This is a genomic window from Xanthomonas sp. NCPPB 2250 (genome assembly GCF_056725265.1).
This window is the reverse complement of record NZ_CM161520.1, coordinates 2,746,047-2,767,251: the sequence shown is the minus strand read 5'-3', so window position 1 is coordinate 2,767,251 and position 21,205 is coordinate 2,746,047. Positions and strand designations below refer to the sequence as shown.

The following is a 21,205-nucleotide window of genomic DNA, read 5'->3' as shown; positions in this document are numbered from 1 at the left end:
CTTCGTGGGGACGGTCGCGGCAGATGCCGCGGTGCCATCCGCGCACCCAAGGTGCATTTCGGCTGCGCGCTCCTGCCGAGACGCGATGAAGCGCGCAGTGAGCCAGGAACTGCCAGCCCTGAAGGTGCGTGCGGCCAACGCGACAGCAAAGGCTACTCAGTCCGCGGCGCCTCGTAGTTTTGCCCAGGCTGCAGCGTGGTGACGTAAGGGCCGTTCCAGTCGCGGTCGAAGATGCGCGTCAGCGTCTCGGCCGGCCCCTTGCCCTTGACGAACACCGAGGCGTCCACCGCGGTATTGAAGTAGCTCCATTCCCAGTTGCCGGTGCCGATCACGCTGCTGCGGTCGTCGGCCACCGCGTACTTGGCGTGCTCGACCCGCGCATACGGAATGAAGCCCTGCGGCGCCGGCGGCAGGCGGCTGAACTTCACCGCGATGTTCGGCAGCGCGGCCAGACTTTTCAGGTAGGCCTGCATCGGTTCGCGCAGCGCCCAGTCGGCGACGATGATGTGCACCTGCACGCCGCGGGCGGCGGCGTCGCGGATGGCGCTGTCGACCGGCGCCCACCAGCCCTTGGGCCCGAAGCTGCGGATCGCCGACAGCGTCATCACCTGGATGCGCAGCGCATGCTGGCTGGCGCGGATCATGTCGACGAGGGCCGGCTCCTCGGCACTGACCCACGCCGGCTGCAGCGCCGGCGGGCTGAAGGCGGGGAAGGCGACCAGCGGCGCGGCGCTGCCGGCATCCAGCAGCACCGGATCGGTGGCGGTGACCGGGGCGAAGTCCGGCGGCTGCACGCCGCGCGCCTGCGCCTTGGCCAGATTGCCTTCGTCGGCCAGGCGCCAGCTGTAGTCGAAGCTCGCGGCGAAGGTCTTGGCGAAGCGTGCGTCATCGATGCGCGCGCCGATCTCATGGATCTGCTCCAGCGCCCGCCAATCCCAGTTCTGGCTGCCGACGAACACGCTGGCGTCGTCGACGATCATGTACTTGGCGTGCAGCACGCCGCCGGTCAGCGTATCGACCGGCAGCACCCGCACGGTGATACCCGGCACCTTGCCCAGCCAGGCGACGCTGTCCGGGTTCTTGGCCAGGAAGGTGTGGTCGACCAGCAGGTGGACCGCCACCCCGGCGCGGGCGCGGGCGGCCAGTGCGTCCAGTACCGGCGTCAGGCCGGTGCCCGGCTTCTCGGAGATGTAGAACGCGGCGATGTCGATGCGCTGCCTGGCCCCGTTGATCATCGCCAGCCAGGTCTGCTGGGTGCGCGGCACGCCGGGTTCGCCGTAGACGCTGGCCTCGGGCACGCTCTCGACGATCTGGAACTGCGAGGGCTGCGGCCGGGCCTCGGCGCCGGTGGCTGCCGACAGCAGCAGGCAGGCCATGGCGGCGGACAGGAAGCGGCGCGCGGGATGCGCGCTGGCGATGGAAGCGAGAGGCACGTTGGGTGTCCTTGCGGGAGCGTGGGAAGTGGATGCCGGGCGGCAATGCGCGTGCATGCTACCGGCAGCTGTCGTAGCTTGGCAGCCTGCTTTGTAGCGCACGTGTCAGTGAGGTGGTTCCGGCTGAGTTGGCGTTCCCTTCAAGGGGCGTCAGCGCTTCGGGGCAGAGCGCACCACCAATGCGCGCCGGCCGCGTCCGGCCTCATCGCTTGACGACTTACTGCCCTGATTGGATCAGGACGTCGCCATGCCGAGACGCATCGCGTTCAGTACGCCAGGCCGTGCCGCGTTCGCAGAAGGAATGCATCGCCGTCCAACGGCAACCGCGGCCGCGTCCTGCCGCGCCAGAGGCTTCACTCGCGACCGTTTGCGAATGCGGCCTGCGCCTGCGCAAACCAGTGCAGCACCTGCTGGCGATGCGGCTCGCCCCAGCAGCGCACGAACTGCTGGGTGTGGTGGTCGGTGGGGTCGTTGAGCGCGGCGATGCGTTGCGCGATGTAGGCAGGCTCCAGTCGCAGGCCGCAGTCGACCTCGATGCAGTGGCGCCAAGCGGTGTAGCTGTCGGGAATGATGGAAGAAGACATGAAGATCCCTGGAGTTCGGCGCCCATCGCGGCACAGGGCCGCCGTGCGAGGCGCGTCGGTGGTGGCCGGATGCGAACCGCGGCTGACTGACGGCAACGGCGGGCTTGCACCTGTGCTCGATAGTTCACTAATGTTATAGTGTAACTCAACCGATGCGCTGCATATGCGACCTGGCATTCCCCTGATCCTGTTGCTCCTCTCCGCCAGTTCGCCAGCCACCGCTGCGATCCGCCACCACGGCCCGCACGTGCACGGCCAGGCCAACCTGGAGGTCGCCGTCGACGGCACCGCCGTGGACGTGCAGCTCAGCGCGCCCGGCATCGGCATCCTCGATTTCGAACACCCGACGCGCGATGCCGGCGAGCGAAAACGACTCGATGCCGCGGTCGCCACCCTGCGCGGTGCCGGCTGGTTGCAGTTCCCGGTCGCGGCGGCCTGTTCGCTGCGCAGTGCGCAGGTCACCACCGAGGGCTACGACGTGGCGATGGCCGATCCGGACGAGCCCGGCCACAGCCATGCCGAGTTCCACGCCCGGTACGCGTTCGACTGCACGCAGCCGGCGCGGCTGGATCACCTGCAGGTGCTGTTGCCGCAACGTTTCCCCGGGCTGCACACGGTGCTGGTCGATGTCGCCACCGCTGCGGGCCAGGGCCGCACCGAGGTCGTGCCCGGGCAGACCCGGGTGAAGCTGCCGGAATGAACCAGCACCACGTCGTCGAACTGACCGAGCTGCGCTTCGGCTATCCCGGCGCCGCCACGCCGGTGCTGGACATCGCATCGTTTGCGCTGCCGCGTGGGCAACAGCTGTTGCTGCGCGGCGCCAGCGGATCGGGCAAGAGCACCTTGCTGGCGTTGATCGCCGGCGTGCTGCAGCCCACCGCCGGCTGCGTGCGCGTGGCCGGGCAGGACCTGGCGGCCTTGCGCAAGGCCGCACGCGACCGCTTCCGCGCCGACCACTGCGGCGTGGTGTTCCAGCAGTTCAACCTGCTGCCGTTCCTGAGCACCCGCGACAACATCGCGCTGGGCCTGCAGTTCTCGGCGCGCCGCGGTCGATTGGCGGCGGGCACGCAGGCGCTGGACACCGAGATCGAGCGGCTGATGGTCGCGCTGGGCCTGGACGTGGCGGCACTGTGGTCGCGACCGGCCGCCAGGCTTAGCGTCGGCCAGCAGCAACGCGTGGCCGCTGCGCGCGCGTTGATCGCACGGCCGCCGCTGCTGCTCGCCGACGAGCCCACCTCCGCGCTCGACCCGATCGCTGCGCAGGCCTTCCTGCAGTTGCTGTTCGCCGAATGCCGGCAGGGCGGCACCAGCTCGATCGTGGTCAGCCACGATCCGTCGATCGCACCGCTGTTCGACGCCCAGGCCGACCTGGCCATGCTCAACCGCGCCAGCGCCGGAGGTGCGCGATGAGCCTGTTGAAGCTGGCCCTGGCCAGCCTGCGCAGCCGGCGCCTGGGCGTGGCGTTGACCGTGCTGGTGATCACCCTGAGCGTGACCCTGCTGCTGGGCGTGGAGCGGATCCGCACGCAGGCGCACGAAGGTTTCGCCAGCACCGTGTCCGGCACCGACCTGATCGTCGGCGCGCGCTCGGGCCCGGTGAACCTGTTGCTGTACTCGGTGTTCCACATCGGCGACGCCACCAACAACGTGTCGTGGAAGAGCTACCAGGACCTGAGCGCGATGCCCGAAGTGAAGTGGGCGGTGCCGCTGTCGCTGGGCGATTCCTATCGCGGCTACCGGGTGGTCGGCACCAGCACCGGCTTCTTCGAGCACTACCACTACGGCGCCAAGCATCCCCTGGCGTTCGCGCAGGGCAGGGCGTTCGACGACCTCTACGATGCGGTGATCGGCGCCGACGTCGCCGCGGCGCTCGGCCGCCACCTCGGCGACGAGATCGTGCTGACTCACGGCACCGGGCGCATCAGCCTGGCCAACCATGCCGACAAACCGTTCCGGATCGTCGGCATCCTGCGCCGCACCGGCACGCCGGTGGACTCCAGCGTGCTGGTCTCGCTGCAGGCGATCGAAGCCATCCATATCGACTGGCATTCCGGCGTGCGCCTCCCGGGCCACCACGTCAGCGCCGCGCAGGCGCGGGCGATGGACCTGACCCCGGACACCATCACCGCCTTCATGCTCGGCCTGAAGACCCGCATCGCCACCTTCTCGGTGCAGCGGCGCATCAACGAGTACCCCGAGGAAGCAATGCTGGCGATCATGCCCGGCGTCACCCTGCAGCAGCTGTGGGGCACGCTGGGCACGGCCGAAGGCGCCCTGCGCATGATCGCCTCGCTGGTGGTGCTGCTCGGCTTGGTGTCGATGGTCGCGCTACTGGTAGCCACGCTGCAGGAGCGCCGGCGCGAGATGGCGATCCTGCGCGCGGTCGGCGCACGGCCGCGCGACATCGCCTGGCTGCTGCTGTTCGAGGCCGGCCTGGTCACCGTGGTGTCGTGCGCACTGGCGCTGCTGCTGGTGACCGCGGCCAGCTGGCTGGCGCGCGGCTGGGTGCTCGATCATTTCGGCCTGGCGATCAACCGCATCGCGCCCAGCGCGGTGGAGTGGGGCTGGCTCGGCTGCGTGCTGCTGGCCGGCGTGCTCGCCGGCATCGTGCCGGCGCTGCTGGCCTATCGCCGCACCCTGGCCGATGGCCTGTCGCCGGAGTTGTGAGCATGACCCGCTGGATCCTTTCCTTGCTGGCGCTCGCACTGCTGTGCGGCTGCGGCCGCCAGCAGCAACCCGCCATCCCGGAAAAAGCCCAGACGACAGCGGCGGCGCAGCCAGCACCGGCCAACGACGCCGCGATCAATCCGCCACTGGGCGAACCCGACGCCGACGGCTATCGCGAGCTGGACTGGAGCGCGATGCTGCCGCCCGCCGAGCTGAAGGCCCTGGAAAACAGCGACGAAGCACCGGTCAACCACACCGGCAAGCATGCGATGCCGCAGACCGGCACCTACAACACCGTGGCCGCCGTGCTGGCGCGCAAGGTGCGCCTGCCGGGCTACGTGGTGCCGCTGGACAGCGACGACGCCGGCCGCGTGCGCGAGTTCCTGTTCGTGCCTTACTACGGCGCCTGCATCCACGTGCCGCCACCGCCGCCGAACCAGATCGTGCATGTGCGCCTGGACACCCCGATCGACCCGCCCGACATGTACAGCCCGTTCTACCTGACCGGCCAACTGCGCGCGGAAACCCTCCACGGCGAACTCGCCGGCACCGCCTACACGATGGAGCAGGCGCACCTGCATCCCTATGAAAAAGGCTGATCGCCATTTCCTGCTGACTGGAGTGCTGTGCCTGCTGGCGGGCTGCCACGGCGATGGCGGGAAGCAGCCGGACGCCACGCCCACACCATCGCCGGCAGCGACGCATGCGGCCGCAGCCGCCGACGCCGTCCCTGACACAGTGGAACGCTGGGAACAATTGGCACCGGCCAACGACATCTACCAGCGCCCGCCGCCGCGGATCGGCACGGCGTGGCGAGGCGACGCCGAGGTGATGGATCAGGCGGCGCCGGTCGACGATGGTCCCTCGGTGGTCAACGGCATGCCGATCGACCATTCCGGCACCCAGCGCGCCGCGCAGTTCGGTTCGTCGCAAGTGGTGAAGACCCTGGAAGGCAAGCGCTTCGCCCTGGACGGCTACGTGGTGCCGCTGGAAAGCGACGACCAGGGCAAGGTCAGCGAACTGCTGTTCGTGCCGTTCTATGGCGCCTGCATCCACGTGCCACCGCCGCCCCCGAACCAGATCCTGCATGTGGTGCTGCGCACCCCGATCGACGTACCGGAGCTGTGGGACCCGTTCCACCTGCAGGGGCGGCTGCATCTGGCCGACTTCAAGGCCGATATCGCCAATGCCACCTACGAGGCGGAAGACGCCACCATCGCTCCGGTGCAGGGCTGAGGGCGCGGTCCGATGCGCCTGAAGTCGCCGATGCGTTTGGCGATCGCGATCGCCGCCTGTGGCGTCGTCGTTGCCGGCGGCGTGCTGTTGGCATTGCGCACGCACGGGCATGGGGCACCGACACCGCGTGCTGCTGCGACCACGGCGATCCACCCGCCAACTATGCCCGCATTTCATGTCGCGCCATTGTCCGACGATGCAGCCGACAAGCGCATCACCGCACTGCTGCACAGCGATCCCGCATTCGCGCGCGACGCCACATTCCTGATCGTGGCCAGCGTCCGCGAACGCTGCGCACCGGCCCATTCTGGCGAACTGGCGAAGATGGCCAACCGCGCGCGCCTGCCGGTGTTGGTCGCAACGTCCGAGGTGACGACGCGCGAACCCGACCTGGACCATCCGATCTACCAGGTGATCCAGCGCATCGCCGCCGCTGCGCCCTGCGGCCGCGTGCTCGACCTGACGGCGACCGGCCTGCCGCTGCAACTGGACCCGGAACGCTACGCGGCGGCGTTCCCCGACAGTTACTACGAACCCACGCTGGACACCGTGCCGCACGAGTATGCCGGCCAACCGCTGGCCACCCGCGCCGCGCAGGAATGCCAGTCCATCGCCTACGCCGTCCTGACGCTGGGCCGGGATGGCTGGCAGTGCAGGGCGCTCTGGTCCGGCATGCGCCCGCGGATCGTCAAGGCCTGCGAACAAGCCCGAAGCGAAGGCGGGCAGGGGGCGGGTGACGCGATTCCGCCGGAGGTCGCGAACCGGCTGACGCCGGTGGTGGCGGGCTTGTTGGAGAAGTTGCCGGAGTCCTGTCGCTGAGCGCGCACGTGCTCTTGCACGGCGGAAGCTAGCGGCTGCGAAAGGCAGGAGTTGGCCAAGGCAGAAGTTCGCGGAGCAGTTGATTAGGGAGGTTTCCACGCCACGTTGCTGCGTGGGCCTCAAGCTGGCTTGCCTCCGACCCTCTGCAACCGCACCTGGATGAACTCCAGCAACGCCCGAACCCGAGCAGTGACCGAATGACGGTGACTGTAGGCGCCAAGCAATTGCAGCGGGGCAGGGCATAGATCCAGCGGCACTTCTTGCAACCTGCCTGCGGCAAGATCTTCCTGGCATGGGTAGGCTGCAACGATCGCGAAGCCAAGCCCCTGGCGCGCGCCCGCCACCGCAAGTTCACCACTGTTGACGCGATAGCGGCTACGCACAGGCACCTTCACGATCTCGCCCGCAGGATCGAGAAACTGCCAGGGCTGCCCCTTCAGGGCGCTCACGGTGGTGATGCATGGCAAGGACTTGAGTTCGCGCACGTGGCGCGGCATTCCGGTTTGGGCCAATAGCGCGGGGGACGCGACCACGATGCTGGGCAATGTCGCCAGTTCGCGGGTAATGAACGCACTGTCATCCTGACGCCCGCGGTGGAAGACGATGGAGAGGTCCATGTCCTCGCGCAACACTTCCAGGCCGGTCAGGCGCGTGTCGCATTCCAGCTCGATGCCAGGATGAAGACTGCAGAATTCGGCAAGGATAGGCGCGAGCAGCCTGGGCGCTTCGTTGGGCATGCACATCCTGAGAGACCCCTTCAATTCGCCTTGTACTGCGCCGAGCTCCTCCTCCGTGGACAGCAGGGCGTCGAGGACCGGTTTGGCGCGCTCGTACACCAGCCTGCCGGCTTCCGTCATGCGCAGATGGCGCGTGCTGCGTTCCAGCAAGCGCACGCCCAACCTGCGCTCCAGCGCCGCGACGTGACGGCTGACGTTCGACGACGGCAGGGCCAGCAGGCGCCCCGCGCCGGAAAAGCTCTGCTCGTCGACGACGGCCACATAGACGCGGACTGCATTCAGGTCGAGCTTGCTGCGCACCATTATCCCACCTGAGGTATGAAAGCCCGCCATTTTTGCATGCTAGTTTGCGCAATTGGTGGGGACCAACATGCACTCCCGTCCAACGGCTGCCCTTCAACGGTACGCCTGGACCAATTGAATCGGGATGCATCGGCATGGAGATCGGAATACTGGGGGGTGGCATCGCAGGCTTGAGCGTGGCCCTCGCGTTGCACAAGCAGGGGCACACCGTGCGCGTCTATGAACGTCGGAACGGGCCGGCCACCATGGGCGCAGGCGTGACGCTTTGGCCCAACGCGGGCTTTGTGCTGCAAGAACTCGGGTTGTTGGAGGCTGTCGGGGCAGTGGGCGGTCGGCCATTGTCGGTACACCGCAAAGACGCAGCGGGTAATGCGCTGGGAGGCCTGGACATCACGCTGCTGGACCGACTCATGGGCTACCCGACCCATACGATCCTGCGTCGCGACCTGCAGGCGGTACTGTTGGACCACGTGGCACGCGCTGGTATCCAGGTGGAGTTCGGGCATCGAGCGGTCGCAATCGACCTGCATGCCAACGGCAAGGCCGTCGCGAGATTCGAGAACGGCAAGAGCATCCGTCCAGATCTGCTCATTGGTGCCGATGGCCGCATGGACTCGGTCGCGCGCAAATTCGTCGCAGGGGACCCCCCCCCCATCTACCAAGGGTTCGTGAACTGGATCGGCGTTGCACAGGGAAGTGGCGCGTTGGTGAGCGACCTTGCAATTCAGGACTACTGGGGGTCTGGCGATCGTTTCGGTTGCGTCCCGATCCGGACAGATCTGGTGTACTGGGCCGCCGCGCAAGCGCGGCCATTGCCCGAGGCGACGCCAGCAGCGGATCTGCACAAGCAGGTGATGGATCTGTTTGCAGAATGGCCCGAGCCTGTCGCGCGCCTCATCGAGGCCACGCCGGCGCATACCATCCAACTGATTGCCGTCCATGACGTGGAACCGCTGCACACATGGAGCCGAGCAAATGTGCTGCTCGTCGGAGATGCGGCGCACGCGCCGCTGCCGACCTCGGGCCAAGGCGCCTGTCAGGCGTTGGAAGACGCCTGGCATCTGGCGCGTTGCCTCGATGGCGCCGACGGTGGCCTAGATGAAGTACTGCTGCGCTTTGCCGCAGTCCGCGGACCAAAGACCACAAAGCTGGCAGAGCAGGGCCGAATGTTCGCGCGCGGCCTTTTCGCCCAAGACCCCGAAACCTGCCGTCTTCGCAATGAGCGCGCCAAGGCGTCCGATCCGTTGCGCGATGCTCAGGCCATGGCGGCGGGATGGTCGCAGGGGTTGCCGATGGCCGACTGCATTGCCGGGACGCCTGGCAGTCTGTATCGCCTTTGACAGACAATCCTGATCCGAGCGTCGCGTAGCACCTTCGCTGCAGGAAGCATTTCCACCGAATCCGGGGATCCATTTTACTGGGTTGCTACGTCATGCCGATCAAAGACCTTCTACTGCGCTGCCCCTGCTGTGGCTACAAGACGCTTTCCGAGCGAAGGGCATATGAGAGTTGCGCCGTTTGCTTTTGGGAGGATGATGGCCAAGATGATGACGAGGTACTAGGTGGCCAAAATGGCAACCTCAGCCTTACACAAGCTCGAGCCAATTATCAGCAGTTTGGTGCATCCCGTAGACGGGGCCTCCCGCATGGTCGCCCGCCCTTGGCGGAAGAAGCGTAAAGTGGGGGGGGGCAGCCGACCCGACTTCTAGGCTCGGCTTATGCCGACATCGTGAAAGGTTCTCTTATGGTCTAAAGCAAGCTTAGCCGGGAAGTGATTAGGGGTGTTTATCGGGGGTGGAGAGAGCTGACTTCAGGCCTGAAATATTCCTTTGACTTCATCCGCTAGTGTGAAGCAAAGCTTTAAGGTCGGCTCGAACTTCTAGCAACCGCCATGGTGGCTACGCTGCTACATTTTTCCTCAAATTTTGGCTGAGATGCGGAAGGAGGGCGCGGCGGTGCTTTTGGATGCCACTATCATCCGCGAGTTACGCATTACGCGCACGGGGCAGGAGAAGCTGATTCAACCGGCGCACCCTTCCACCCGCATATCTCGATGAATGTCACCTGCGCGATGCCTCGCGGCATGCGGCGATCGCGTTTTCGATGGTCTCGACGAGATCGGCCACGCGCATCGCCTGGTACATGTCGAGGATCTGCGACGAGAGGAATTCCACGCCATGTTCGGCTTCCGCGCGCGAAACGACGGCGGTGAGACCGAGCGAGTCGAACTCGATGCCATCGAGCAGCGTTTCCATGTCGATCGGACCGTGGGCGTCGGCATAAGCGCCATGCAACGCGTCGAGCACCAGCTCCTTGACGGTGAGCGTCGGTTCCATAGGCTGCGTGTTCCCCCCGGTTGCCTCGATGCGCGTGGCGAGGGAGTGCCTCCCCAAGCCGCCTCCGCTGATGCTAGCATCAGCCACAGCCTGCGGCAAAGCTACCTTCAGGTGAGCCGTGTAACGGTCGAGGGGGGTATCGACGCATGAGGATCGATCCACGAACGCCGCTGGAAATCGTCGTGACGTCCGACATCGGCGATGTCGACATCGATGATCTGGTGCGTTTCAGTGAACTGGCCTGGCGGCACAATTACAAGGGACGCTTGCGCGTCGTTTACGACGCCTCATTCTATGCGTGGCTGCTGAGCGGCAGGGACTTGTTCGCGGTGCTGGCGCGTAACGGCGAGGGACGCATCGTTGGTTGCATGTTCGCCCTGGTGCGCGATCTCTACATTCGCGGCGAGTCGTTTCCCTCGGTCTATTCGACCGGTTGGGCAGTGGACCCGGCTTATCGCCGCACGGGCGTGTCGCTGCGGCTCTGGCTGGCCCTTCACGATCGCGTCCGCGAAGGCGGGTACGTGTCGATTGGTGCATCCCACGCGGGCCTCTCCGGTACGCGCGGCGACGTCGTGTTTCGCGACGACGCCGAGGATCGCGGTAGGATCGTCGCCCATCACTGCGGTGCCATCTGGAGCCGCCCGGTCGGTGGCTCGGTCATCGCGCACGCGCCGGTCGCCATGCAACGGCTTTGCTTCGTCGACGGCGAGTACGCGCTGGAATACGCCGACATGCCCATCAATCTTGCGACGCTTTCCTCGTCGATGGCTGCGAACGGACGGCTCACCTTCGCGCCGTCACGGCACTTCCGCCACGTCTATTTCAACAGCGAGTTCACACGTTCGGGAACGATGTGGGTGGAGACGGACGACGGCGCCCGGTGCGCGGTGGGTTTCTCCATCTTTGCCCTGGCGATGGACGATCTCGCCGTTGGCACGATCGGCCGCATCCAGTTCTTCCTGCCGTTCGACGGCGGCGAGGCGGCGCAGGTCGAGGCGCTGAACGCGATGTGCGCGTTCCTGGCGCGCCAGGGATGCTCCACGGTATCGATGGTCGAGCAACCGGCGGCGGCGCCCGCGGTGATGGAGCGATGCGGATTCACGAAAGCCGCCGATAGTGTCACGTTCAGCGTGCGCAGTCCGGTCGCCCTTGCGCACCGGTTCGATGACGCTCCGCCCTTCGCGCTCGATTTCCTCTAGGACGAACGATGACGGTTGATGCAGCTACGACCGACGATGGCAGGCTGGCCCGTGTCGCTACCCTGTTGCGGGACCGGGACACGCTCCGCACGCGCCTGGATGCGGTGACGAAACGCAAAGGTCTCGCCCGGGTGAGGATGGCCGCTTGGATCGACGGTGAGCAGGTTGTCATCGGGGACGAGCCCGGCGGGGTCGTCGCGGGCTGCCTGGCAAAGATTTTGACCGGGATGCTCGTGGAAGAGGCGGTGGCCGCCGGTCGCATCGCCTGGACCGATACGCTCCCGCACGTCTTCGCAGGTCTTGGCGAGCGACCGACGGAGCGGCTGTCCGGTATCACGGTGGGTCAGCTGCTCGACCATACGCACGGCCTCGACGTGTCACGGTTGACCGGTGTCCCGCTGGACGATGCAGGCGGCATCGATGTGATTGCATTGTGCCAGAGCGTGTCCTCCCGGCCGTTGCACGCCTCGGGTCGGATGTACAGTTATGGTCACGTCGGCGCATGGCTTGCCGCGGCGGTGCTCGAACGAGTGCGCGGCGTGGCCTACGAGACGATGCTCGCGGAGCGAGGCTTCGCCGGCGAATCCTCGGCGGCGGAGCGGCAGGCGATCTGTCCCGCGACGGGTGGGCAATTGTCCCTTGGCATGGAGCGCTGGCTGGCGTTCGCTCAGGAAGCGATCCGCCGGCATCGCGAGGCGCCATCTTCGCCGATCGCACTGCCCGGCTGGCACCCGTCCGAGCGCGCAGTGAGTCGTGGCTGGAAATGCTATGGCGACGGATGGATGGGCCATAACGCCAATCTCACCACGAGTTCGGCGGTATTGCGGATCCATCCTGGAATGAACGCGTCCGTGCTCGTCGCCACGGACGACGCGAACGGTGCCGCCGTCGCCGCATCGGCGGTTTTCGGGGAGATCCTGCCGGAGTTCTACGCGATGCGCCCGCCGCGCCTGATGAAGGCTACGGATGTCGATGCGGCCTCGATGGTCCGGCATGTGGGTCGCTACGTCCAGGCGCAGGGCGAGGTCGAGGTAATCCTCGACGAACAGGGTGCACTGTGCCTGAGGCCAACGTTCGCGGGGGATGCCAACGTGTTTCCTCCGCGGCGGCTGCGGCCGGCGGAGCAGGGCGTGTTTCTCTCCGAGGCGGGGCGGGACGCCCAATTCCTGTTCGTGCAGTTCGTGCCCGACGGCTCTTCGAACGACTCCGCTTTCCTATGGAATGGAAAGCAGGTATGGCGTCGAGTATCGGCACACGACGCGCCGTGACGACGGTGTCCGCGATGCCTTTCGGGCGCGCTCCATGGCGTGTTGACAGCGGTGCTTTGGTCCATCGATAGTTGGCATCGTCAACTCCATCGGTCAGGGCGAATATCCGTGGATACCGAGGCGTCGGGGCAGCTGCCGCTGCTCCAGAATTTCCCCGTGGACGGACCCCGGCTGGCGAAGGGGGCTCCACGGTATTCCCGGTTCACACACGTCATTGCCACTGGCCGCATAGATCGCCTCGCCTTGCGCTACGAAGCAGTCCAGGCCGACGTCGTCGCAGGCCTGCATGCGATTTTCGCATTGCTTCTCATGCGCTGCAGCGGCGAAACGCAGGTGCGCATCGCCACCTCGGCGGCGGAAAAGAGCGGACGGCGTCTTTCGTCGATCAATGCGCCGCCGGGACGTTCTTTTCCGTACATGCTAGCCCAGAGCGCGGCCCAGCTTGGCCGCGTGTGGCAGGCCTCGTTCCATGTCGATGTTGTGGCTCGCGAATGGGGCGGCGATGCCTCTTCGGACGACTACGTAGGCGACCTCGCGCTTTTCGCGTCGCCTGTACCACACGGCGTCGAACTGGTCTGGGTGCATGCCGAGGACGCCGTTGATGGGGCGTCGGTCGAACGCATGGCGCGCCGCTTCGGCGTGTTGCTGGATGCGGTCGCGACGGACGCGGACACCGACGTCTGGCGTCTTAAGGTGATGGACGCCGACGAGCAACGCATGGTGTTGAACGCCTGGAACGCGACCTCGCTTCCATGGCCGCGAAGCACGATGCATGCGCTATGCGCCGCGCAGGCCGCGTGCACGCCCGATGCAATAGCGCTTTGCTGGCGCGACGAGCGATGGACCTTCGCGGAACTGGACCGTCGCGCCAACCAGCTCGCGCACGTGCTCCGCGCGCAGGGCGTGGGCGACGATAGCGTCGTGGCTGTGTGCCTCGAGCGCTCGCCGTCGATGGTGGTCGCGCTGAAGGCCGTGCTCAAGGCTGGCGCGGCCTACGTGCCGCTCGATCCGCATTATCCTTCCGATCGCCTGGATTTCATGGTGTCCGACAGCGGCGCGGCATGGGTCGTGGCACAATCGGGTACGGTGGACAGGCTGAGCGCCACGGCGAATCGCCTGGTGCTCGACGATGCCTCGTGGCAGGCACGCATTGCCGCCAGCCCGGCGGATGAGCCGCCGCCCGAGCATGCCGCGGCGCCGGCCGCACTTGCCTACATCATCTATACCTCCGGCTCGACTGGCCGTCCCAAGGGTGTCTGCATCGAGCACCGACAGGCCGTCGCCTTCATCGCCTGGGCACGTGAGGTATACGATGCCGACGCATTGGACGGCGTGCTGGCGGCCACCTCGATCTGCTTCGACCTGTCCATCTTCGAACTGTTCGTTCCGCTGGCCAGCGGTGGACGCATCGTGCTGGTCGACAGCCCGCTCGATTTCGAGGGCATTGCGCGCGCGCCGGCACTCAGGCTGATCAATACCGTTCCTTCGGCCATCAAGGCGCTGGTCGACGAAGACGCCGTGCCGTCGTCGGTGCGCATCGTCAACCTCGCCGGCGAACCACTGGCCGAAGCGCTTGTTCGGGACATCTATCGGCGCACGTCGGCCGAAGCCGTCTACAACCTCTACGGGCCGTCGGAAGATACCACCTATTCCACTTACGCGAAGATCGAACGCGACCGGCCCGGTCCACCTTCGATCGGTGCTCCGATCGCGAACGGTCAGGCTTACGTGCTCGATCGCCACATGCAACCGGTGCCCATCGGCGTCGTGGGTGAGGTGTACGTCGGTGGCGCAGGCGTTGCGCGCGGTTACTGGCGACGACCGTCGCTGACAGCGGAACGCTTCGTCCCCGATCCGTTTCATCAGGCGGCCGGCATGCGGTTGTACAAGACCGGCGATCTCGCGCGCTGGTCCGCCGAGGGCCAGCTCGAGTACCTCGGTCGCGTCGACTTCCAGGTGAAGCTGCGCGGCTTGCGCATCGAGCTGGGCGAGATCCAGGCGCGTCTTGTGGACATGTGCTGGCTCGACGAAGCCGTTGTCACGGTGTACGAGGACGAGCGTGGCGAGAAGCAACTGGTGGCCTACGTGGTCCCCACGCCGTCGGGGCGAACCATGCAGGGGTTGCCCGCCGAATGCGCGAGATCTCTGGCGGAGCACCTGCCTGACTACATGATTCCCGCGGTTTTCGTCGTTCTCGATGCGATGCCGCAGACGCCCAACGGCAAGATCGATCGCGCGGCGTTGCCTTCGCCACCCCGGGCGACGGGCCCGGCGTACGAGGCGCCCGCCAGCCCGCTGCACGAGCGCCTCGCACGAGTCTGGCAGGACGTACTGGGGCTGTCGTCGCCGGTCGGCATGCGCGCGAACTTCTTCGATCTGGGCGGCAATTCGATCCTCGCCATGCGCGTGCAGTCGCGCCTTCGCCTCGACCATGGCATCGACGCGTCCCTGGGGAGCCTCTTCGAGTCGGCCACGCTCGACGATTTCGCGCGGTTCGTCGCGCGGGACGCTTCGTCCCGACTGCCGCCGCTGTCGCCCGCGGCACCAGGCGAGGCCGTGCCGCTGTCGTTCGTGCAGCAGGGGCTGTGGCTGGTGGACCAGCTCGGAGGAGGCAGTGCGCAGTACCACGTACAGGTCCGGTTCCTACTGGAGGGCGAACTCGACGTGCCGGTGTTGCGGGCTGCGCTCGAAGCCATCCTGCGTCGCCACGAAAGTCTTCGCACCGTCATCGCCTTCCGCGACGAGGTACCCGTGCAGCGCGTGCGCGACGATCTCGCGCTGCCTTTTCTCGAGGTCGATCTGAGCGATCTTGCGGCGGCGGAGCGGGAAAGCGCGTTGACGGCCGAAGTCAGGCGGGATGCGCTCGCGCCGTTCGCGCTCGATCGCGATGCCATGCTGCGCGCCGTGCTCGTCCGGCTGGAGCCGGGACGTCATGAGTTGCTCATGACGATGCATCACGTCGCCACCGACGGCTGGTCGATCGACGTACTCGTCGACGAGCTCGGCGCGTTCTACGATGCCGGCCTGCGTGGCGTGTCTCCGACGCTGCCCACATTGCAGTTCCGCTACGCGGATTACTCTGCCTGGCAGCGCAAATGGCTCCGGGACGACACGCTCGAAGCCGAATCTGCTTACTGGCTGGCCCAGCTCGCGGGCTTGCCTGCCACCCATTCGCTGCCCCTGGACAGGCCCCGTGCGGAACGGGAAGAAATGGCTGCCGACGTGCTTCGCACGCATCTGGACGGTTCGACCGCGAAGGGGCTTGCCGACCTGTCCCGAGCCGCACGAGCGACACCGTTCATGGGTCTGCACGCCGTGTTTGCGCTGCTGATGGCGCGCGCCAGCGGCGAGGAGGACATCGTCGTCGGCACGCCCGTGGCCAATCGCGAGCATCCCGAACTCGCCGCCATGATCGGCCTGTTCACCAACACGCTGATCCTGCGCAGCCGTGTCGGGCCCACTGCTACGTTCGACGACGTACTCAGGCAGAGCCGCCAGCTCGTGCTCGACGGCCACGCACATCAGCATGTGCCGTTCAATTACCTCGTGGAACGGTTGCAGCCGTCGCGTTCGCTGGGGCACGCGCCGCTGTTCCAGGTGATGATCTCGCTACAGGATACGGGACGTACGCCGCTTCGGCTGACCGGGGTGGAGGCGACGCCTCGTACGGTGCGTCCGGAACTCGCGCTCGTCGAGCTGACCCTCGAGGTGACGGAGACCGACGACGGGCTGCTGCTGGACTGGGTCTACCGCAAGAATCTCTTCGATGCCTCCACCATCGAGCGGCTGGCACGAAACTTCGAGGCGCTCCTGCGGCAGGTCGTGCTCGAACCGCGTAGCGAGGTGTGGCGACTCCCCGGGACCGGTGACGGCATGTGCCCTCACGCGCCCCGGACCCCCGCGCCCCGTGCCGACGACGTGCTCCCGTCGCACCGGATCGCGCCGGCGCAAGTCCCCAACGATGTGGAGTCGGCGCTTCACGACATCTGGGCCCGCCTGTTCCAGCAGGCATCGGTGGATGTCGACCTGCATTTCTTCGCGGCGGGTGGCAACTCGCTTCTGCTCATGCGGATGGTACACGCCATCCGTGAACGTCTTGGCGTCGAGATAGCGGTTGCCGATGTCTTCCGGCATCCCACTATCCGCCGCCTCGCCGCCGTGGTGCGATCTGCGGGGGAGATCGCGCCCGACGGGGCATCCCAGCGACAGGGCCGGTCGAGGTTGTCGCTCAGCCAGTTCCGCGTGTGGTACATGGAGCAGCTGCGTCCCGGCAGCGAGCACAACATTCCGTTCGTGTTGGCGCTGCGCGGTCCGGTCGATCGGCAGGCCGTCGAGCGCGCGCTCGACCGGCTCGTCGCCAGGCACGAGATGTTGCGCACGCGCTTCGAGCTGGACGACGATGTGCCCGTGCAGGTGATCGAGCCGACGGCGCAAGTCTCGCTCGAGTACAGGGACCTCTCTACGTTCGACGCGGCGCAGCGCGAAGCAAGCCTGAACATCCTTTCGGTGGGCCACGCGACACGCCGCTTCGAGCTGCACAAGGCACCGCTGATGTCGGCCATGCTGCTTCGCCTGGCGGCCGATGACCATCGTCTGCACCTGAACTTCCATCATCTCGTGTTCGACGGCGGGTCGTTCTCCATCTTCCTGGAGGAATTTCTGCTCGTCGCCGAGACCCTCGCGAACGGTGTCGAACCCGCCCTCGATCCGGTCGGCCATAGCTACCTCGACTTTGTCGCCGGGCAGGAGCGCTGGCTCGCATCCGACGCCGCCGTGACAGAAGGAGCTTTCTGGCGAGACTACCTCGACGGCTGTCCGCAACACCTGGCGATGCCGCGTCAGCACGATTGGTCGACCGACCCGGAGGAGGCTGCTCGTCACGTCGCTGGCCTGTCGCCGGACGTTCGCGAGCGGCTCGATCGCGTGGCGCGCAAACACGATGGGACGCTCTTCGGCGTGCTCTACGCCGCATTTGCGCTGTTGCTGGGGCGTCTGGCGGGCCAGGACGACCTGGTGATCGGCGTACCCGTCAGCGGTCGCCATGGTCGCTCGGCCCAGGGCGTGATCGGCAACTTCCTCAACAATCTTCCGGTACGCACGCGCTGGCGGCCGGAAGACCGGTTTGGCGACTACCTCGCCGAGCAGGTGCGTAACGTTACCCAGGTGCTCTCGCACCAGAATTATCCGTTCGAGAAGATCCTCGAACAGGCGCCCCAGTTGCGCGGCACCGACGGCGTGCCGGCGCTCCAGGTGTTCTTCAACATGCAGAGCGTGCAGCCTCCGGCACGGCCGCGCTACCTGGCCGCCGAACGCGTCGAGGCGACCGAGATCGAGGCGAAGTTCGACCTCACGCTCTACGTCGAAGACGACGGCACCGACGTGACCCTGACCTGTCACGGCAAGGATGCCGTCTTCGCATCGGCGGCCCTGGCCAACCTGTTGCGCCAATACATTCTGCTTCTCGAACAGATCGCCGACGACCCGTCGATGGCCTGCGGCGCGTATTCCCTGCGCGCAGGCGACGACGCGCCGTTCGAGCCCCGCCGGTTCTGGCCAGGACCTGTGCATGCGCTGTTCCGGGATCGCGCGCTGGCGCAGCCGGATGCGCCGGCTATCGTGGAAAGCGGCCAATCGTGGAGCTACGGCGCGCTGCTGGTCGCATCCAGCCGGCTCGCGGCGGGCCTGCGAGCTTCCAGGACCGTGCCCGGCGACGTCGTAGCGATCGTCGCCAGCCGCCAGGCGGCGCTGGTGGTTGCGGTCATGGCGGTGCTCCAGACGGGGGCGGCATTCTCGTTGCTGAATCCGGAGTATCCGATCGAACGGGTGGTGCAGCTCGTGGACATCGTCCGGCCCGGCCGCATCCTTTTCGCAGGGGAACCCGGACGGTTCCCTCCGGGGCTCGTCGCAAGGCTCGACGGCATGGTGGCGACGTCCTTCGTGTCCGCGCTTGTGCCGCGAGATTACGACCTCGCGGAGGTGGCCCCGATGGCCGAGGCGGAGCCGCGGCAACTGGCCTGCGTGACCTTCACGTCGGGTACCACGGGCGTACCCAAGGCGGTCGCGGGCACGCACATCGGGCTGGCCGGTTACCTTGACTGGGTGCCCGAATGGTTGCGCCTGTCGCCGTTCGATCGTTTCAGCATGCTGTCGGGCCTCGGTCACGATCCGCTGCAACGCGAGATATTCACGCCGTTGTGCCTCGGCGCCACGTTGTTCATTCCCGATGCCGAGGCGATCGCGCCGCATCGCCTGGCCGAATGGCTGGTCGGGCAGGCGATCACGTTCGCGCACCTCACTCCGGCTATGGCAGAAGTGCTGTGCGCCACCGATATCGTCGGTTTTCCCTCCTTGCGCATCGCGTTCGTCACGGGCGACAAGCTGGGCGGTGCGACGGTGTCCCGGCTCCTGTCGCACAACAAGGCGATGCGCGTGCTCAATTCGTACGGCACGACCGAAACGCAGCGCGCCACCACGTACTTCGAAATGTCCGGCTCGCGGGCGGCTGGCGGAATCGTCCCGGTAAGCGAGACGGCGCCCGATACGGCCATCCGCGTACTCAACGCGTTGGGAACGGCATGTGGGCTGGGCGAAACGGGTGACGTCTTCGTCGAAAGCGAGGCGCTCGCGCGCGGTTATCTCAACAATCCGGCCATGACGGCGGCGGCCTTCACGACACTGCCGGGCGGACGTGGCCGCTATCGCACCGGCGACATCGGCTATCGGCAGCCCGACGGCACGGTCCGCATACTCGGGCGCAAGGACGGGCAGGTAAAGATAAGGGGCTTCCGCATCGAGCCTGGCGAAATCGAGGCCACGCTCCGTTCGCTGGATGGGGTGAAGGATGCGGTGGTTCGTCCGTCGGATGGTCCCGGCGGCGAAAAGGCACTCGTCGCCTATGTCGTCACCGAGAGCCCGCCGGACGACCTCGGATCGTGGCGTGCGCGCCTGCTGGATCACCTTCGGCGAATGCTGCCCGCCTACATGCTGCCGTCGTCCATCGTGGCGATGAGCGCGTTGCCGCTGACGCCTAACGGAAAGCTCGACACGCGTGCCTTGCCTGAGCCGTCATGGGGGGCCGCGACGGTTGCCGCCGCTCCGCGCGGCGAGATGGAAGACGTGATCGCCTCGATATGGGCGGACATCCTGGGCGTGGACCGGGTCGGCGTCGACGACGATTTCTTCGAGCTCGGAGGACACTCGATGTTGCTCGTGCTGCTGTTGAACCGTATCCGCGAGCGCCTGGATCTTCGAGGAAACATCACCCGCATCCTGTCCTGCAACACCGTGGCGGAGCAGGCGAGGGTCCTGTCGTCTATGCGTGTGGGGGCCCGGGAGTGAGGCCCACCTCGGTAGGCATTCTCGGCCTTGGCTATGTGTTGGGCGAACAGTCGCTGCCGGTGGCGGAGATCGACGGTCGCGCGGAGGTGATGCGCGAATACCGGATGCCTGATCGCCAGGCGCTATGGGGATGGGATCGCTATCGCCGCACCGAGCGAAGCCGCGCGGATCTCGCCGGTGAAAGCGCAGCGGGCACCCTGACCCGCGGTGGCGTGGCCCCGGGCCAGGTCGACGCGCTCGTCGTCTGCTGTGGCGACGGACTCAATTACTACGCTCAGAACGTGCTCGTCAGCGAGCTGTCGAAGCGCCTCGGCCTGGATTGCGAGTTCGTGACGTGGATCGGCGGCGCCGGCTGCGCTTCGCTGTTTTCCGCGGTGCGCGTCGCACGCTCGCTTGTCATGGCCGACACGTTTCGGAATGTGCTGGTGGTCGGCGTGGACAAGGTTGACAACGAGGCGGCGCGTTTTCAGCGCTACGGCGTCTTCAGCGACAGCGCCTGCAGCTTCGTCGTTCGCGGCGAAGGTCCTACGGACTTCACCGTCGCGGGCGTTGCCGTGGCCTCGTCGCTGCCGTCCCTCAACGGTTCCGGGCAGGACATTGCGCAGAAATGCATGCTGATCCAGTCCGTGTTCGAGCGATTGGGCTCGGAGAAGGGCGAATTTTCCTACGAGGGAAGCGTCTTCTTCGGCAGTAACGTGTTCCTGCCGATCCAGGACCTCGAACGATCCGTAATGCCGATAGACGGTGTTGTCCATGAACGCGGCAACATCGCACCGTACGGCCACTGCGCAGGTGCCGATCCGTTCATCAACCTGTTCGATTTCTACGCCCGAGGCGACAACGAAAACATGGCGCGTTCGGTACTGGGTTCGAGCGCGCACGGACATTTCGGCGTAATGCTGCTTGAACGGCGGCCGACGACGATGGGCTAGTACATCACTTTTCTGTCGGCGCCGACGACGAGTGAACGGACGTCTCGAAGATTGCCGCCAGATCGGCGACGGTAGCACACTGGAATGCCTCGATGAAGGAGCACTGCTCGAGCCTCACCTGCAATGCATCCTGGATCTCGGCCATCGCGATCACCATGCCGATGGAGTTCATGAGGTCGAGCAGCGCCGTGCTCTTCGTGACGGGGTCGGGCGGGTCGAAAGTGCGGGTGAGAATGTCGATGATGAGTGCTTCGATCGATTCTGTGTGGCCCGGCACGTCATGCTCCCGTTGCTTCGAAGGACCTCGTCGTGCGGCCGCTGGCTGCCGCGCCGTCCGCTCCGATACTAGTCCGT

At 66.4% G+C, this 21,205-nt stretch carries 17 protein-coding genes; 12 read left to right on the top strand and 5 right to left on the bottom strand.

Going from position 1 to position 21,205, the window contains the following annotated elements; genetic code table 11:
- Nucleotides 1–152: 152 nt before the first annotated feature.
- Both AC1PMG_RS10745 and AC1PMG_RS10740 read right to left on the bottom strand, forming a co-directional pair.
- Nucleotides 153–1,433: a phospholipase D-like domain-containing protein gene (locus AC1PMG_RS10745; RefSeq protein ID WP_481108884.1), complete on the bottom strand. Its 1,281-nt coding sequence runs from the start codon at nt 1,431–1,433 to the stop codon at nt 153–155.
- A gap of 353 nt (nt 1,434–1,786) precedes the next feature.
- Nucleotides 1,787–2,017 carry a hypothetical protein gene (locus tag AC1PMG_RS10740; protein WP_481108883.1) on the bottom strand — a complete coding sequence of 77 codons (231 nt, stop codon included), beginning with the start codon at nt 2,015–2,017 and terminating at the stop codon, nt 1,787–1,789.
- Nucleotides 2,018–2,207: 190 nt separating this feature from the next.
- Here AC1PMG_RS10740 and AC1PMG_RS10735 point away from each other — a divergent pair, with 190 nt between their 5' ends.
- Genes AC1PMG_RS10735 through AC1PMG_RS10710 form a run of 6 tightly spaced genes read left to right on the top strand, consistent with a single transcriptional unit; the run spans nt 2,208 to nt 6,738 of the window.
- The gene (locus AC1PMG_RS10735) at nt 2,208–2,717 is read left to right on the top strand and encodes a ZrgA family zinc uptake protein (RefSeq protein WP_481108882.1); all 510 of its coding nucleotides are present in this window, start codon (nt 2,208–2,210) and stop codon (nt 2,715–2,717) included.
- Nucleotides 2,714–3,427 (top strand): ATP-binding cassette domain-containing protein, encoded by a 714-nt coding sequence (locus AC1PMG_RS10730; protein ID WP_481108881.1) that lies wholly within the window; start codon nt 2,714–2,716, stop codon nt 3,425–3,427. Before AC1PMG_RS10735 ends, AC1PMG_RS10730 begins: the two co-directional genes overlap by 4 nt.
- A 2-nt stretch (nt 3,428–3,429) precedes the next feature.
- Nucleotides 3,430–4,683, top strand: coding sequence for an ABC transporter permease (locus AC1PMG_RS10725; protein WP_481111654.1), 1,254 nt, complete (start codon nt 3,430–3,432; stop codon nt 4,681–4,683).
- 2 nt (nt 4,684–4,685) lie between these two features.
- Nucleotides 4,686–5,282 carry a DUF3299 domain-containing protein gene (locus tag AC1PMG_RS10720; protein ID WP_481108880.1) on the top strand — a complete coding sequence of 199 codons (597 nt, stop codon included), beginning with the start codon at nt 4,686–4,688 and terminating at the stop codon, nt 5,280–5,282.
- Nucleotides 5,269–5,919 carry a DUF3299 domain-containing protein gene (locus AC1PMG_RS10715; RefSeq protein WP_481108879.1) on the top strand — a complete coding sequence of 217 codons (651 nt, stop codon included), beginning with the start codon at nt 5,269–5,271 and terminating at the stop codon, nt 5,917–5,919. Before AC1PMG_RS10720 ends, AC1PMG_RS10715 begins: the two co-directional genes overlap by 14 nt.
- 12 nt (nt 5,920–5,931) lie before the next feature.
- On the top strand, nt 5,932–6,738 hold the full coding sequence (locus AC1PMG_RS10710; protein ID WP_481108878.1) for a hypothetical protein: 807 nt from the start codon (nt 5,932–5,934) through the stop codon (nt 6,736–6,738).
- Nucleotides 6,739–6,857: 119 nt separating this feature from the next.
- Here the strand turns inward: AC1PMG_RS10710 and AC1PMG_RS10705 are convergent, their stop codons facing one another.
- Nucleotides 6,858–7,778: a LysR family transcriptional regulator gene (locus tag AC1PMG_RS10705; RefSeq protein ID WP_481108877.1), complete on the bottom strand. Its 921-nt coding sequence runs from the start codon at nt 7,776–7,778 to the stop codon at nt 6,858–6,860.
- A gap of 134 nt (nt 7,779–7,912) precedes the next feature.
- On the opposite strand from AC1PMG_RS10705, the gene AC1PMG_RS10700 reads away from it, so the two are divergent.
- Both AC1PMG_RS10700 and AC1PMG_RS10695 read left to right on the top strand, forming a co-directional pair.
- The gene (locus AC1PMG_RS10700) at nt 7,913–9,118 is read left to right on the top strand and encodes an FAD-dependent oxidoreductase (RefSeq protein WP_481108876.1); all 1,206 of its coding nucleotides are present in this window, start codon (nt 7,913–7,915) and stop codon (nt 9,116–9,118) included.
- 92 nt (nt 9,119–9,210) lie between these two features.
- Entirely contained in the window at nt 9,211–9,456 is a 246-nt protein-coding gene (locus AC1PMG_RS10695) for a CPCC family cysteine-rich protein (protein WP_481108875.1), read from the top strand.
- Nucleotides 9,457–9,838: 382 nt separating this feature from the next.
- On the opposite strand, the gene AC1PMG_RS10690 is transcribed toward AC1PMG_RS10695, so the two are convergent.
- Nucleotides 9,839–10,114: a hypothetical protein gene (locus AC1PMG_RS10690; protein WP_481108874.1), complete on the bottom strand. Its 276-nt coding sequence runs from the start codon at nt 10,112–10,114 to the stop codon at nt 9,839–9,841.
- 146 nt (nt 10,115–10,260) lie between these two features.
- Between AC1PMG_RS10690 and AC1PMG_RS10685 the strand changes: the two genes are divergently transcribed.
- The 4 genes from AC1PMG_RS10685 (at nt 10,261) to AC1PMG_RS10670 (ending at nt 20,851) form a co-directional block, all read left to right on the top strand.
- Nucleotides 10,261–11,313, top strand: coding sequence for a GNAT family N-acetyltransferase (locus tag AC1PMG_RS10685; RefSeq protein ID WP_481108873.1), 1,053 nt, complete (start codon nt 10,261–10,263; stop codon nt 11,311–11,313).
- Nucleotides 11,314–11,321: 8 nt separating this feature from the next.
- Entirely contained in the window at nt 11,322–12,581 is a 1,260-nt protein-coding gene (locus tag AC1PMG_RS10680) for a serine hydrolase (protein ID WP_481108872.1), read from the top strand.
- A 108-nt stretch (nt 12,582–12,689) separates the two neighbouring features.
- Complete coding sequence (locus AC1PMG_RS10675) at nt 12,690–19,919, top strand: amino acid adenylation domain-containing protein (RefSeq protein WP_481108871.1); 7,230 nt, start codon at nt 12,690–12,692, stop codon at nt 19,917–19,919.
- A complete protein-coding gene (locus AC1PMG_RS10670) occupies nt 19,916–20,851 on the top strand; it encodes a beta-ketoacyl-[acyl-carrier-protein] synthase family protein (protein WP_481108870.1) in 936 nt (311 codons plus the stop codon). The genes AC1PMG_RS10675 and AC1PMG_RS10670 overlap by 4 nt, the downstream gene beginning before the upstream one ends.
- Before the next feature lie 4 nt (nt 20,852–20,855).
- Here the strand turns inward: AC1PMG_RS10670 and AC1PMG_RS10665 are convergent, their stop codons facing one another.
- Nucleotides 20,856–21,128, bottom strand: coding sequence for a hypothetical protein (locus AC1PMG_RS10665; protein WP_481108869.1), 273 nt, complete (start codon nt 21,126–21,128; stop codon nt 20,856–20,858).
- Nucleotides 21,129–21,205 lie beyond the last annotated feature (77 nt).